Origin of the sequence: Pseudomonas sp. GM60 (assembly GCF_000282415.1) — a bacterium.
Classification (GTDB): Bacteria; Pseudomonadota; Gammaproteobacteria; order Pseudomonadales; family Pseudomonadaceae; genus Aquipseudomonas; species Aquipseudomonas migulae.
In genome coordinates, this window is sequence record NZ_AKJI01000111.1 from 14,290 (window position 1) to 28,537 (window position 14,248).

The following is a 14,248-nucleotide window of genomic DNA, read 5'->3' on the forward strand; positions in this document are numbered from 1 at the left end:
CTCAAGCCAGCAACTCACTAATCCACCGCGCCTGCCGGGCAACATCCTGCACCTTCTCCTCAGGCACAGCCTGTCGCGCGCGGGCGAACTGGGTCAGGGTCTGTTGCTTGTGGCGCAGGATGCGCTGCCATTTGACCAGGAACGCCGGGGTGCGTGCCTGCATCTGCAGCGGGCCGAAGTACAGTTCTTCGGCAGTGTACGTCACCGGTCCGGCGCGCTCGGCGACGATGATTTCGTAGTCGAAACGGTTTTCGCGCAGCACTTCCTCGCAGAGGATGCGGTAGCCATTTTCCATCAGCCATTGGCGCAGTGGCTGCTCGCCGCCGTTGGGCTGCAGGATCAAGCGTTCCTGGCCGCTCAGGTGCGCCTTGCCGCTGTCGAGGATGTCGCGGATCGTCTCGCCGCCCATGCCGCAGAGGCTGATCGCGGTGATCCCGTCTCCCGGCTCGATTGCCGCCAGGCCATCGGCCAGGCGCACGGTGATGTGCTGGTCCAGACCGTTTTCGCGCACGGTGCGTTCGGCCGAGTGGAACGGCGTCAATGCCACCTCGCCCGCCACCGCCGATGCGATGGCGCCACGGCGCATCAACGCCACCGGCAAATAGGCATGATCCGAGCCGATATCGGCCAGGCGCGCACCGGCTGGCATATGCGCAGCCACGCGCTCCAGGCGCATGGACAATGTCTGTTCGTTCAACTGCAGTTCCTTTTCACCACGGATGTCCGGCACCGTTGGCATAAGTGCGGGCCGCACATGATGCTTTGTGAGGGTGGCAGGGTAAAGCGCCGGCGCGGGTTGTGTGATGAACTGCCTGTCGTCTTGCCTTCGGGTAGACAGGCTCGAACGGTTGAATCGCCCTACTCCCGGTCTTTCGTCGTACGGATGAGGTTGCCCCGTAACTTGACGATTGCCTGCTGCAATTGCACGAAGTCGTCGGCATCCAGACCGGTTTGCGGGAAGCCGTCTTCGGAGAGACCTTCACGCAATTTTCGCCCCTCTTTTGTGAGGCTGATCCGCACCTGGCGTTCGTCTTCCGGATCGCGCTGGCGCAGCACATACCCCATGGCTTCCAACTTCTTCAGGATCGGAGTGAGGGTGTTGGATTCCAGGAACAGTTTTTCGCCGAGGCTGCCAACGGTCTGGTTGTCTTCCTCCCACAGCGCCACGAGGGTGATGTATTGCGTGTAGGTGAGTCCGAGCCGTTCGAGCATTGGCTTGTAAGCCTTGCCGAAGGCGAGGTTGGAGGAATAGACCGCAAAACACAGGAAGTCGGAAAGTTTCAGGTCGAGGGCGGATGTCTTTTCAGTGGGTTTCATGAGCATTCTCCGGGCCAAAGACAAATGGATCGCAAGGCCTGACTGTACATCGCACGCGATGTTATCGGAAGTGCTCGTTCCTCTGATGTTCGTCATCCACGTGCCGCCGGCCCCGTCGAGTGTCACCCCTCCCCCGGGTGACACAAGAATTGACCAGCATGCGAAACGGAACCAGTGACGGCTACCAGCGCCGTCACCGGTTCAACCTCTCAAGCCAGCCGATTACAGATCGGTGATTTCCTTATGGCGCGGTACCAGCAGTTTCATCACGCTCCACGCCACCAGGTAGGCCACCGCACAGATGGCGAACATGATCATGTAGCCGGTGTGAATATCGTTGATCGATTTGTAGTAGTCGAATACCCAACCGCCAAGCTTCGTCATCGCAACCCCGCCCATGCCGCCGGCCAAACCGCCAATGCCGACCACTGACGCGATGGATTTTTGCGGGAACATGTCGGACACGGTGGTGAAGATGTTGCACGACCACGCCTGATGCGCCGACGCCCCGATGCCGATCAATATCACCGGTACCCAAAAGCTGATGTAACCCAGTGGCTGAGCCAGCAACACCAGCAGCGGGAAGAAGGCGATGACCAGCATGGCTTTCATCCGGCCGTCATACGGCGCATCGCCACGTGCCATGAAATAGCTCGGGAACCAGCCGCCGCCGATACTGCCGACCATGGTCATGCTGTACAGCACGGCCAAAGGCAACACGATGGCCGCGCCCTTCATGCCGTACTGCGCCGACAGGTAGGTTGGCAGCCAGAACAGGAAGAACCACCACACACCGTCGGTCATGAATTTGCCGAAGGCGAACGCCCAGGTCTGGCGGTAGGTCAGCAACTTGAACCACGAGACTTTTTTCTCGGCAACGCCCGGTGCCGGGGTGGCAATCACCTGCGCATCGCTGCGAATGAAGGCCAGTTCCTCTGCCGAGAGGCGTTTTTGATTTTCAGGTTTTTCGTACAGCGCAATCCACACGGCCACCCAGACAAAGCCCAGCATGCCGATCACGATGAACGCCGCTTCCCAACCCCACAGGGCGGCAATCAGCGGCACGCAGATCGGCGCCAGGATCGCGCCCACGTTGGCACCGGAGTTGAAGATACCGGTGGCGAAGGAGCGTTCCTTCTTCGGGAAGTATTCGGCCGTGGCCTTGATCGCAATCGGGAAGTTACCCGCCTCGCCTATCGCCAGCACGGCGCGGGACAGCATGAAACCGGCAATCGAGACCGGGATCACCGCAAGACCGAACGCACTGCTCACCGCCGCGATGCCCTCGCCCATCGGCACTGAAAAGGCATGCATCATGGCGCCGGTCGACCAGACAGCGATCGCGATGATGTAGGCCTTCTTGGTGCCGATCTTGTCGACGAAACGGCCGGCAAACAGCATGGATATCGCGTACACAAACTGGAAAACGGAAGCGATGTTGGCGTAGTCGCTGTTGCTCCAGCCAAATTGCGTCGACAGATCCGGTGCCAACAGGCTGAGCACCTGGCGGTCGAGGTAGTTGACGGTGGTGGCGAAGAACAACAGTGCACAGATCGTCCAGCGATATTTGCCGACGGACTGGCCGACACGTTGCGCATTGATGGGCTCGTTCAGATTCATGGCATCACTTTATTATTGGATTGTGGTGATGATCTCTCGGTTTCAAGCGAGATCAATTCTTACGCGCAGCGAACTGCTCCGTGGCAATCGTCAGACGAGTAGCACGTGCAATCGGGAGGTTGCTACAGATAACGGGGATGACTGAGCGCCTGGGCAGGCAATCAGGACCGGACCACAAGAAGCGGTATGCGGGAAGGCTGGAAAGCGGATTGAGTTCATGATGGGACCCGGTTTTTGTTTTTAGGGGTGTAACATCGTATGTCGTCGTACAACTGCGCCTTTTATAACGACTCCCCTACCCGGCTGTCAATCCGGAAAATGGCCGTTCGTCTCGACAGACAACACGCCGAACGGCAAAGGCTGTGCCGCCCTTGAAGAGATTAGTGGTCCGGGTGTGGCCGTGGGTATTTGAAAATCAGATAGTCGTACGACAACGCATGTCGTGACGAACACTTCAACTGTAGGAGCGAGCCTGCTCGCGATGGACGTAAACGAAAACGCGTGTTATCTGGCTAAACGCGGTGTTCTGGAGTCCTTCGCGAGCAGGCTCGCTCCTACAATTTTCGAGGGGGGGGGTTATTTGACCAGCCGTTTTTCCTTGGACGGCCTGTACCCGAAATACGAGCTGTAGCACTTGCTGAAATGACTCGGTGACACAAAACCACAGGCCACCAGCACATCCACCTGGGACAGTTCCGTGTGCTGCAGCAGGCGCCGCGCTTCAGTAATGCGCAATTCCATGTAATAGCGCTGAGGCGTGGTGCCGAGCTGTTCCTTGAACAGACGCTCGAGTTGGCGGCGAGAACGGCCTGCGTAGACGGCCAACTGCTCCAGCTCCAAAGGTTCTTCGAGGTTGGCGTCCATCAGCTTCACCACCTCACGCAAGGGTGCGCTCACGCAGACATTTTCCGTCGGTTTGATCCGCCGGTAACGCGACTCTTCAAACGCGAGGATGTCCTCGATCCCTTCGACAAGAGCCTTGTCGTGCAAGCTCTTGATCCAGTCCAGCGCCATGTGGAACGCGCCCGAAGGACTGGACGCCGTGAGCCGGTCTCGATCAATGACAAAAGGCTCACTGGTGACATGCGTCGCTTTCGCCACTTCCGCGAGCGCGGGACGATGTTCGGGGTGAATCGCGCAGCGATAGCCGTCGAGCAAGCCGGCACTCCCGAGGAACCAGGCGCCATTCCACAAACCGGCCAGGCTCACGCCATGGTCGGCGGCCGCTCTCAACAGACTGGTCAACTCGTCAGAGGCTTTCAGCTCGGTCCTGTAACCACCGCAAATAACCAACAGATCGAGTTCGTTTACGGCGGAACAATCGATGCGCGCATCCGGCCGGATGACCAGCCCCAGATCGCTGACGACCTCCCCGTCGTGCAAGCCGAACGTGCGCGACGAGAACAGTTTTGGCCGTAGCAGATTCGCCGTGACGATCGTATCCAGCGCCTGCGTAAACGCCGGCAGCGAAAAATGTTCGAGCAGCAAAAAGCCTGTCCGTGTCAGCTGAACAGGCTCGTCGGGGTTGTCGTTCAGATAGCGAAGATTTTTCCCCTTCATGCCTCCGCTAAATTGGCGTCGTTCGATCAAAGTTTTTGGCACTCGGTTACGGCGTAGATAAAACCTAATGCTACCTGCTGGCGCTCAAAACACCCTAGCGCCATTTACACCTGATCATGCCAACTGAAAGCCATGACGAAGCGGGTCCTTGTCATCGACAAAAATGGTGTTGTGCCCGGTAATCTGCGCCCAGCCACCGATGCTGGGGCGAATGCCGTCGAAAGGGCCGACTTTCTCCGCAGACTCGACTTTGCCTTCGAAGATCGTGCCGATCAGGCTCTCATTGCGGAACGTCTCGCCCACGCGCAACCGGCCCTTCCCCACCAGCTGCGCCATCCGCGCCGACGTCCCGGTGCCGCCGGGTGAACGGTCAATCGCCTTGTCGCCGTAGAACACCGCACTGCGGCCATCGGCGGCGGTACCGTGTTCGTCGTCGCACCAGATGACATGGTGAACGCCACTGATCCGGCTGTTTTCGGGATGCACGGGATCACACACGCCTGCCAATGCCGAGCGAAGTTTCTGACTCAGGCTGACGATGTCTGCGGTCGTCATCCCTGTCAGGCCGGCCCAACTTTCTTGTGGTTCAACCACTGCATAGAAATTGCCGCCATAGGCAATGTCGACGGTGAAGGTTCCAACGCCCGGCACCTCGACCACCACGTCGGCGCTGTGCAGGTAGCTGGCCACGTTGAACAGTCGGATCGAGTCCACGTATTCGCCGCTCATGACGTAGTCGACATCGACGCGCCCGGCCGGTGTTTCGATGGCCAGCCGGCCCGGCTCGCGCGGCGTGACCAGCCCCTCTTCGATCACCACGGTGGACAAGCCGATCGTACCCGCCCCGCACATTGGCAGGCAGCCGCTGACTTCGATGAACAACGCACCAAAATCGCAATCGTCGCGGTTCGACGGGTAGATGATCACGCCGGACATGATGTCGTGCCCACGGGGTTCGAACATCAGCGCGGTGCGAACCCAGTCATGGTCACGCACGAAAATCTCACGGCGTTCGGCCATCGAAACGGACGGCAGCAGAGGTCCGCCGCCGGTCACGACCCGCACCGGGTTCCCGCACGCATGGGAGTCGACACAAAAAAAGCTACGTCTCATTCTGAAGGTCTCTCAAAGAAGTGCGCGTGGGGAGTGACGCTGCAACGCGCCGCGTGTCAGCCGGTCCAGCAACAGTGCAACTGCGACGATCGCCAGACCGGCGCGCAGCCCCAGGCCCATCTCCATTCTGGAGAGACCTCGTGTCACTTCAGCACCGAGACCTCCGGCACCAACCAGGCCCGCCAACACCACCATCGCCAGGGACATGAGGATGCATTGGTTGAGCCCGACCAACAGCGTCGGCGCGGCTGTCGGCAGTTCGATCTTGAACAGAATGTCCCGGGGTGAAGCGCCGGACGCCTGGCCCAGTTCCAGCAGGTCTTTCGGCAACTGTTTGAACGCCAGGGTGGTCAGCCTGAGCATCGGCGGAATGCCGTAGACGATGGTCGCGATGATCGCCGGCACTCGCCCGAGGCTGAACAGCATCACGGCGGGAATCAGGTAAACCCACGGTGGCACGGTCTGCATGATGTTGAGGATCGGCAGGAAGGCTTCATCCACGCGCTTTACCCGTGCCGCCAGCACACCGAGCGGAAAGGCGATGGCCACCGAGATCAACACCGCCACCGAGACCAGCGCGATGGTTTGCATGGAGGCCGCCCAAAGGCCGGCAAAGAGGCAAAACGCCAACATCAAGGCCGCAAACACCGCGACGCGCTTGTTGGCGAAAAAGAACGCGCCGACCACGACGATGGCGATGAACAGATAAGGATGCGGCGCCAGCAACGCGGACTCCACCGCGCCCAGCACCGCCTCGATGACTTGGCTGATGCCTTTGAACACACCGTGCAGATTGGCGTTCAGCCAATCGACTGCGGGCGCCAGGAATTCGCCCGGGGAAAATTGCAGTTCTGAGGCACTCATTGGCTTTCTCCCATCCGCGAGCGGGCAGCGTGCTGCGCCAACCGGTCCAGAATCATGGTCAGAATGACGATGGCGATGGCCGCGTTGATCGACTTGGCGATATCCAGTGTGCGAACGGCGCCGTAGATCGATTCACCCAGACCGCCGGAGCCGACGATGCCGGCGATAACCACCATGCCGAACGCCATCATCAAGCTCTGGTTCACCCCGGCCATGATGCTGGGCTTGGCGAACGGCAGGCGAATCTTGAAGAACATTTGCCAGCCAGTGACACCACTGGCATCGCCCAGCTCGATGAACTCTCGCGGGGTCATCCGAATCCCCAGGGATGTCAGGCGTATCGCCGGCGGCACGGCCACGATAAAAGTCGCCAGCAGTGCGGTGGCCGGGCCGTAGCCCAGCAGCGCGATGGCCGGCAACAGGTAGATGTAGGGCGGCATGGTCTGGATCAGGTCCAGCACCGGATCGACCACGCGATCAACCGACGGCGCGAGGCCGGCCAGCACGCCCAATGGAATCGCGACCACCAGCGCCAGTACGGTGGCCGTCAGCACCAGCGCAAGCGTGCTGACCGTCTCTGGCCACAAGCCGATCACGTCGCAGAACACCAGCGCGAGGCCGGCGAGAATCGCGAACCGGGCGCCCACCACCCGCCATCCGATCAGGGCGATGGCCAGCGCGACGAGGTAATACGGCGGATAGGCAATGCACCAGAGCACACTTTTGTAGACGCCCGTCAGCAGTGCATTGATGCCGTCGAACAAAAACTCGCCGTGGTCCGAGAGCCATTCCAGACTCGAGTCGATGGTCGTGTCGAATTGATCGGAAAAGTCCGGAATGCTCATGTCGATGCCTCCAGAACGGTGTCGGTTGTTGAAGCCGAGAATTCATTCGGAATGCCCTGAACGCCGCGAAGCAAATCGCGCGGCGTAATGATGCCCACCACCACGCCGTTGTCGATGACTGCCAGCGCGTCGCGCTCGGACTTCATCGTCAATCCGATCAGTTCGTTGATGTCTGCGCCCAGCGAAGTCTTGCTCAGCCTGGAAATGTCGCATCCCGGGTTTGCGACCTTGAAAGGCTCGACTGGCGTCATGACCGAGTGAGCCTTGACCAGGTGCAGCCGGGAAATACCTGCCACAAATTCCGCGACATAATCGTCCGCCGGGTTAAGCACGATTTCCTCGGCGGTGCCGACCTGGATGATCACGCCATCCTTCATGATCGCGATGCGATCACCGATGCGGATGGCCTCGTCCAGGTCGTGAGTGATGAAAACCGCGGACTTGCCAAGCTCCTTGGTCAGCTGGCGAAACTCGTCCTGCAACTGCCGGCGAATCAATGGATCAAGCGCACTGAAAGGCTCATCCATCAAAATCACTTCAGGGTCGGCAGTAATGGCGCGGGCCAGGCCGACACGTTGCTGCATGCCGCCAGACAACTCCGTGGGGTAACGCGATGACCATTCGCTCAGCCCTACTTTGGCCAGTGCCTGCTCGGCCACTTTGTACCGCTCAGCCTTGCCGACGCCCTGCACTTCCAGACCGAATGCCGTGTTCTCCAGCACCGTTCGATTGGGCAACAACGCCACACTCTGGAAGACCATGCCGATGTGACGCGCCCTCACCTCTCGAAGCTGCGCCGGCGTCAGGGAAGACAGGTCCTTGCCTTTGACCAGCACTTTGCCTGAGCTCGGTGTGATCAGTTTGTTGAGGAGCCTGATCAAGGTGGATTTGCCACTGCCGGACAAGCCCATGATGCAGAAGATTTCGCCTCTTCGAACCTGAAGGCTGACGTCGGAGACCCCGACCACACAGCCGTAGTTTTGCAGGATCTGAGTCTTGGTCAGCCCTTGCTGAGTGACAGCGTTCATCGCTGCCGGTGCGGCTTTCCCGAAGATTTTCCAGACTGACTGGCAATCTATCAGCACTTCGTTAGTGTCTATTTTGGCCGTTGTCATTTTCGTAACCCGTGAACCAGTTTTCTGGTTTCTCTAATGAATCAAAGGGCGGCAGTGGCGTAAGGCATCAGCAATCAGTTCTTGATATTTTCCCAGCGCTTTAGCAGCTCGCTGTGGCTATCGGTCCAGCCCTTGATGGCCTGGTCCATGGTCTTTCCATCTTTGACTTCGGCGTTCATCGCGGTGATGTCGGCGATTGGCACGTACACGCTCGCCATCAGTTCACGCGCACGCGGATTGCTTTCAGCGAAGCCTTTGTGGCCGATCCAGTAGTAGCCTTGCAGCGGCGGGAAGATGCCTTTCGGATCTTTCAGGAATTTGAGATCGAATTTCTTGGTCATCCAGGACGGATCCCAAACGGTGACGACTACTGGCTCTTTACGGTCGACTGCCGACTTCAACGCCGCCGTCATTGCCGTGGTACTGCCTTCCACCAGTTTCAGCTTGAGGTCATAGGCCTTAACCACATTGGTCGCATCGTTCATCAGGCCGGAACCCGGTTCGATACCGATGATCTTGCCGCCCAGTTTTTCCGAATTGGCGTTCAACTGGTCGATGGAATCGATGTCGACATAACTCGGTACCGCAAGCCCTTGGTAGAGGCCAAACGAAACCGGCGAGAGTTTCTCGATTTTGTTCTTGTTTTTGTTCCAGTAATCGTTTGCCGCATAGTCCGTTTGCGACGCCAGCACTTGAACATCACCTTTGCTTAATGCCGCATAAGCGATGCCCCACTCGGAGAACTCTACAACTTTTACGGTATAACCAGAGTCTTCAAGCACCTTCTTGGTAATACCTGTAATTGGCGTCAAGTCCTCCCACGTCATAGTACCCATGGTGATATTTTTTTCTTCGGCGTGAACTGGCAAACACATAACGCCGGCCACAGCGACAGCGCAGACTGCCTTCCAAATCTTTTTCATGGCGTGCTCCGATCTACGGTTAAAACTAGAGATTAGGCCTTTATGAAATAAAAGCCGGTGGTTTGAAACTATTCAGCCTTCTCGCCCTGCTCTGAGCGCCTGCCAGCGAATAACCGAGTTGACACCCAACATCGTCAATATCTTTGGTGGAAGCCGGCTAGGCCCTGGCAGTTGACTGAAACTTTGCAAAACCTGTGAATGGTGACCGCTGGCCAACTCGGCAGCCATCACGCCTGCCAATGTGCTTTTAACCGTGCCCAGCCCGTTTTCGCAGCAAGCGGAATAGAGGTTTTCCTCGATTTCGCCAAAGGCGGGAGCGCTGTTGCGACTCAGGCAAAGCCGCCCTGCCCAGCTGAATTCCAGCGGCGTCGATTTCAACTCCGGGAAACGCGCATCCAGAGAGTGCCGTTGTTCTTCGGCCACCGCTGCGACACGCATCGGTGTGACTTGAATACTCGGGTCATAGGTAAACTTGGTGCGGATAACAATCCGCGAAAGTCCATTCGAAGTTATCTTGCGAACTGTCGCGCCCATCGGGTCCGCTGGCAATAAGGCCCAACGATCTTTACCGGTAACCGGCCTTGAAAACTCATCATGACTATAAGCAGCCGTCATTGAGGCGTAAGTAAAGACATGCAGCAACCGGCCTTGAAAGTGACCGAAGTCTTCAATATGACCATTGACCGCAAGAATGACTTTAGGCGCACTAACGGAACCACGATGAGACTTCGCCCTCCAGCCAATTCCCGCCCGGGACAATTCCACAATCGGTGAACGCTCATACAGTTCAATCTGCCGATCAAGTCCGTTTGCAAGATCCCGAATATATTGCGCTGGCTGAATCATCACCGCACCAGGCGTATACAGCCCGTTGTGGTAATAAGTGGAACCGGTGATGTCTCGCATCTGCGCGGCGTCCAGCACTTCAAACCGCTCGCCAATGCCTTTTAACGATTTGGCATAGTTGTCATTGAGTTTCATCCCCCGCTCGGTGGCGGCGGCGTTGATCTTGCCGGAAGGGTCGAACGTCTGCGCAGACATGCCATATTCACGAGCAGCGTCGGCGGCAAACGCAATGGCAAAACGGTTCTGGGCAATCTCCAGTGCCGTTGCCGACTCACCGCCCACCGAATACTCCCCGGAGGAAAGGCTGTGCGGCACATCGATCATGAACCCCGAGTTCCTGCCCGCCGGCCCCTTGGCAATTTCATGGGCATCCACCACCGCGATGCGGCAGCCCGGATGCAGTTGAGCCAGCCTGCGAGCCGCAGACAGGCCGGCAAAACCCGCACCGATAATCAGCCAGTCCGCCGTCACGTTGCCATCAAGCAGGCGAACAGGCGCAGTGCGTACGGAAATTGCCTCCCAACCTGAAACCCCGGTGTCTACCGGAAGGCGCTTGATGGTATGGGTGCTCATTTTTCGTTCTCTTCATCCGACCGATCAGACACATCGATCCAGATGGTTTTGATTTCGGTGTATTGATCGTGGGCAAAAATCGATTTGTCCCGACCGCCGAACCCGGACTCCTTGTAGCCGCCAAACGGCGTGGAAGCATCGCCCTCGCCGAAGCAGTTCACGGTGACGATCCCGGCGCGTATCTCCCTCGCCAACTTGATGGCACGACGCAGGCTGCCGGTGTAAACCGAGGCGGCCAGGCCGTACACCGTGTCATTGGCGAGGGCAATGGCTTCAGAAATCGAGCTGAACGTGGTGACCGACAGAATCGGACCGAAGATCTCTTCCTGGAACAACCGACTCTCTGGCGCGACACCGTCAATCACGGTCGGCTCGACGAACGCACCGCCTTCGGTGCCACCGCCGTACACAACGTCAAGTTTGCCGACGCTGGCATGCTCAAGGTACGACTTCACTTTCGCGAAATGTTCGGGGCTGACCAACGCGCCGACGCGGTTTTGCGGGTCGAGTGGATCACCCATTTTCCATTCGCGGATGTAGGCGCCCATGCGTTCCAGCAGTTCATCTTTCACAGACGCATGGACGATCAGCCGCGAGGTTGCGGAGCAGTTTTCGCCCATGTTCCAGAACGCGCCGTTGACGACATGCTGAGCAACAAGGTCGAGGTTTTGCGCATCGTCCATCACCACGGCCGGGTTTTTCCCGCCGCACTCGAGAACGATGCGTTTCAGGTTCGAATCGGCTGCGTAGTGCAGGAAACGGCGGCCGGTCGCGGTGGAGCCGGTGAAGCTCACCATGTCGACGTCGTGATGCAGGCCGATCGGCTCGCCGACCTCTTTTCCGGTGCCGGTGACAATGTTGAGCACACCAGCAGGGACGCCCGCCTCGAACGCGAGTTGCGCCACACGCAACGTCGTCAGCGTGGTCTGCTCGGCCGGTTTGACGATCACCGAACAGCCTGCGGCGAGTGCCGGGCCGATTTTCCAGGCCAGCATCAGCAGCGGGAAGTTCCAGGGCAGCACGCAGCCCACCACCCCGATGGGCTCACGCACGACCATGGTCAGTGCGTCACTGCCCACAGGGGCGGTGTTGTCATAAATCTTGTCGATCAACTCGGCGTGCCAGCGCAGCGTATGAATGGTGTCCGGCACATCGACCAACTGGCACTCACTGACTGGCTTGCCGCTGTCGAGGCTCTCAAGGACCGCCAGTTCGTGGCTATGCCGTTCAAGCAAATCGGCAAACTTCAACAGGACGGTTTTGCGCTCTTTTGGAGAAATGGATCTCCAGCGGCCATCCTCAAACGCTTCCTTGGCGTTGCTGACCGCGAGATCGACATCTGCCGACGCGCAAGCGGCGACGTCTGCCAGAAACTCACCGGTCGCCGGATTGTTCGTGGCGAAGGTTTTGCCCGAGATCGCGGGTTTGAACGCTCCGTTGATGAAGGCATTGCAGGGGAACGAAATGTCTTTGGCGATGGCGGCATATTCGGCCTTGGTCAGGAGATCACCCATGGCTGGCTCCTGATGTGATGCGTGCAACGTCGCGCTTCACATTGGCAATGATGGTTTGCAGGCTTTGCTTTTCTTCCAGGTCGAGAGGTTGCAGCGGCAAGCGCACGTCCCCTACTTTCAGGCCGGCCAGTTCACAACCGTATTTGATCGACTGCACAAACTTGCCGCCGTCCAGGGCATTCATCAGCGGCATCATCGCCGACATGATCCGGCGGCCCTTGTCGAAGTCCTTTTCGAGCACACAGGCTTCATAAAGCGCCACGTGTTCGGTTGGCAGGAAGTTGGAGCCGGCACACACCCAGCTTCGGGCGCCCCAGGCAAAAAACTCCAGAGCCTGATCATCCCAACCGCAGGACAGCGAGATGTTCGGGAACTCACGGGCCAGCAGATGAACGCGGCCCATGTCGCCGGAGCTTTCCTTGATGGCAACTACATTCCTGGAGGTGCTCACACGGGTGAGGTAATCCTCGTCCATCGAAACCGACATGCGGCCGGGGTAGTTGTAAAGCATGATCGGCAGGTCGGCAGCGCGATCGATGGTCAGCGCGTGGATTGCGTTTTCCTGGGAAGTCGGCAGCGCGTACGGCGGGCTGGTGACGAGAATGGCGTCCGCTTTGATCGCTTTGGCATCCTTGGCGTATTGCACCGAGTCTTCGGTACGAATGGCCCCGGTGCTGACGATCAACTGGACCCGGCTGCCGATGACATCTTTGGCATAAGCGGCAAGCTCGGTACGCTCTTCCGAGGTCTGCGCATAATATTCGCCGGTCGAACCGCCGATGATAATGCCGTGCACTTTCGCCTCGATCAGCGACTCCAGTACTTCGGAGTACACGCTCCAGTCTATTTCCCCATCCGGTTTATGAGGTGTCACTGCGGGTGTGTAGATGCCTTCAAATTTCAAGATGATTTCTCCGGAAATGAATTGCGTGGAAGATCAACGAGCGCGTCCGCCTTGATGCCTTGGGGCGCGATAAAAATCTCCATGTTTTCCCGGGACAGTTCCCAGTGCTCAAACACGAGATCGACTACTGCAGATTCATCGCGGCGTTCAATCGCCTCGATAAACAAATCGTGGTGGCCCGCCGACAGCTCAAGACGCTCTTCCATGTCCTCGTTTTGAGGCCGGAAAAAGGTATTGCCAATACGGGAGTGGTCAATCAGCAATCTTTCCAGGCTGGGCTGGAGGTATTGATTGCCGGCCATTTCGCCCATGATCGCGTGGAAACGGTTGTTCTCGACGACCATGGCCAGCGCATCCCTTGAGGTAGTGGCGATGCGGAACCGGTGCTGCGTGTCCTTCAAGTCGACCAGTTGGCGCGGCTTGTAGTTTTGAACGGCCAGACGGCCAACGGCTGCGTAAATCATCGGTGCGACGAGGAAGAAATTGCGCAGGGTCGAGTGATTCATTGGAATCACCCGGGCACCGCGGTTTTCCCGAATGTCGACATAACCTTCACCGGCCAGGCGTCGGAATACTTCCCGGACCGGCGTGCGGGACAAGCCATATCGCTCGCTGAGAATGACCTCATCCAGCGCTTCGTCAGGGTCCAGTTCCATCGTCAGGATTTGACGTTTCAGATCTTCGTAAAGACTGGTTTTGCCGTTTTTCACAACGACCTCCAAGGGCAGTTTTGCGGTCAGGTGCGGCTGACTGATGAGTCGAGACTCGCACGGGTTTTTGGGTCGGTCAATAGATTGTATTTCTTGTGTATACATAGAAAACACAGGAAAAACACAACGAGATTTCGATTAATTTCTTTTTAATTCATTTAGTTATGCGTTCACCTCAAAAATGAACTAGTCGGTTACAGAAAAGAAACACGTCGTTTTTGGAATGCTTATTTCTAGATCATTCCATCATAAAGCTTATTGCCAAGCGCACTTTGCCAGCAGCCCGGTTGACCCGTAGCGACATGGCGCAAGGCGTTTGCGACACGGCTTTGCGAGCACTTCCC

13 protein-coding genes are annotated in these 14,248 nt (G+C 58.1%); all 13 read right to left on the bottom strand.

From position 1 onward, the window contains the following. Nucleotide 1 precedes the first annotated feature (1 nt). Nucleotides 2–697 carry a tRNA (adenine(22)-N(1))-methyltransferase gene (locus PMI32_RS04965; RefSeq protein WP_318652974.1) on the bottom strand — a complete coding sequence of 232 codons (696 nt, stop codon included), beginning with the start codon at nt 695–697 and terminating at the stop codon, nt 2–4. A gap of 161 nt (nt 698–858) precedes the next feature. Next, on the bottom strand, nt 859–1,317 hold the full coding sequence (locus PMI32_RS04960) for a MarR family winged helix-turn-helix transcriptional regulator (RefSeq protein WP_008033385.1): 459 nt from the start codon (nt 1,315–1,317) through the stop codon (nt 859–861). 222 nt (nt 1,318–1,539) lie between these two features. Continuing rightward, the gene (locus tag PMI32_RS04955) at nt 1,540–2,937 is read right to left on the bottom strand and encodes an MFS transporter (RefSeq protein ID WP_008033386.1); all 1,398 of its coding nucleotides are present in this window, start codon (nt 2,935–2,937) and stop codon (nt 1,540–1,542) included. A 576-nt stretch (nt 2,938–3,513) separates the two neighbouring features. Then, nucleotides 3,514–4,497, bottom strand: a complete 984-nt coding sequence (gene souR, locus PMI32_RS04950) for a transcriptional regulator SouR (RefSeq protein ID WP_008033389.1) — start codon at nt 4,495–4,497, stop codon at nt 3,514–3,516. Nucleotides 4,498–4,611: 114 nt separating this feature from the next. Beyond that, nucleotides 4,612–5,610, bottom strand: coding sequence for a 4-hydroxyproline epimerase (locus PMI32_RS04945; RefSeq protein WP_008033391.1), 999 nt, complete (start codon nt 5,608–5,610; stop codon nt 4,612–4,614). Nucleotides 5,611–5,622: 12 nt separating this feature from the next. Further along, entirely contained in the window at nt 5,623–6,474 is an 852-nt protein-coding gene (locus PMI32_RS04940; protein ID WP_008033394.1) for an ABC transporter permease, read from the bottom strand. Beyond that, the gene (locus PMI32_RS04935) at nt 6,471–7,319 is read right to left on the bottom strand and encodes an ABC transporter permease (protein ID WP_008033395.1); all 849 of its coding nucleotides are present in this window, start codon (nt 7,317–7,319) and stop codon (nt 6,471–6,473) included. Before PMI32_RS04935 ends, PMI32_RS04940 begins: the two co-directional genes overlap by 4 nt. Continuing rightward, on the bottom strand, nt 7,316–8,434 hold the full coding sequence (locus tag PMI32_RS04930) for a quaternary amine ABC transporter ATP-binding protein (RefSeq protein WP_008033396.1): 1,119 nt from the start codon (nt 8,432–8,434) through the stop codon (nt 7,316–7,318). Before PMI32_RS04930 ends, PMI32_RS04935 begins: the two co-directional genes overlap by 4 nt. Nucleotides 8,435–8,508: 74 nt before the next feature. Continuing rightward, nucleotides 8,509–9,357, bottom strand: coding sequence for a glycine betaine ABC transporter substrate-binding protein (locus tag PMI32_RS04925; RefSeq protein ID WP_008033397.1), 849 nt, complete (start codon nt 9,355–9,357; stop codon nt 8,509–8,511). A 72-nt stretch (nt 9,358–9,429) separates the two neighbouring features. Then, nucleotides 9,430–10,776, bottom strand: coding sequence for an NAD(P)/FAD-dependent oxidoreductase (locus tag PMI32_RS04920; RefSeq protein WP_008033399.1), 1,347 nt, complete (start codon nt 10,774–10,776; stop codon nt 9,430–9,432). Further along, on the bottom strand, nt 10,773–12,290 hold the full coding sequence (locus PMI32_RS04915; RefSeq protein WP_008033401.1) for an aldehyde dehydrogenase: 1,518 nt from the start codon (nt 12,288–12,290) through the stop codon (nt 10,773–10,775). The genes PMI32_RS04920 and PMI32_RS04915 overlap by 4 nt, the downstream gene beginning before the upstream one ends. Further along, nucleotides 12,283–13,194, bottom strand: coding sequence for a dihydrodipicolinate synthase family protein (locus tag PMI32_RS04910; protein WP_008033403.1), 912 nt, complete (start codon nt 13,192–13,194; stop codon nt 12,283–12,285). Before PMI32_RS04910 ends, PMI32_RS04915 begins: the two co-directional genes overlap by 8 nt. Then, nucleotides 13,191–13,904 (bottom strand): GntR family transcriptional regulator, encoded by a 714-nt coding sequence (locus tag PMI32_RS04905; RefSeq protein WP_008033405.1) that lies wholly within the window; start codon nt 13,902–13,904, stop codon nt 13,191–13,193. Before PMI32_RS04905 ends, PMI32_RS04910 begins: the two co-directional genes overlap by 4 nt. Between the last annotated feature and the right edge of the window lie 344 nt (nt 13,905–14,248).

Bases quoted from the DNA above. Each gene is read 5' to 3' on its own strand.
- PMI32_RS04940 (WP_008033394.1), bottom strand. From the start codon at position 6,474: ATGAGTGCCTCAGAACTGCAATTTTCCCCGGGCGAATTCCTGGCGCCC.
- PMI32_RS04915 (WP_008033401.1), bottom strand. From the start codon at position 12,290: ATGGGTGATCTCCTGACCAAGGCCGAATATGCCGCCATCGCCAAAGAC.
- souR (WP_008033389.1), bottom strand. From the start codon at position 4,497: ATGAAGGGGAAAAATCTTCGCTATCTGAACGACAACCCCGACGAGCCT.
- PMI32_RS04925 (WP_008033397.1), bottom strand. From the start codon at position 9,357: ATGAAAAAGATTTGGAAGGCAGTCTGCGCTGTCGCTGTGGCCGGCGTT.
- PMI32_RS04935 (WP_008033395.1), bottom strand. From the start codon at position 7,319: ATGAGCATTCCGGACTTTTCCGATCAATTCGACACGACCATCGACTCG.
- PMI32_RS04960 (WP_008033385.1), bottom strand. From the start codon at position 1,317: ATGAAACCCACTGAAAAGACATCCGCCCTCGACCTGAAACTTTCCGAC.
- PMI32_RS04945 (WP_008033391.1), bottom strand. From the start codon at position 5,610: ATGAGACGTAGCTTTTTTTGTGTCGACTCCCATGCGTGCGGGAACCCG.
- PMI32_RS04955 (WP_008033386.1), bottom strand. From the start codon at position 2,937: ATGAATCTGAACGAGCCCATCAATGCGCAACGTGTCGGCCAGTCCGTC.
- PMI32_RS04930 (WP_008033396.1), bottom strand. From the start codon at position 8,434: ATGACAACGGCCAAAATAGACACTAACGAAGTGCTGATAGATTGCCAG.
- PMI32_RS04920 (WP_008033399.1), bottom strand. From the start codon at position 10,776: ATGAGCACCCATACCATCAAGCGCCTTCCGGTAGACACCGGGGTTTCA.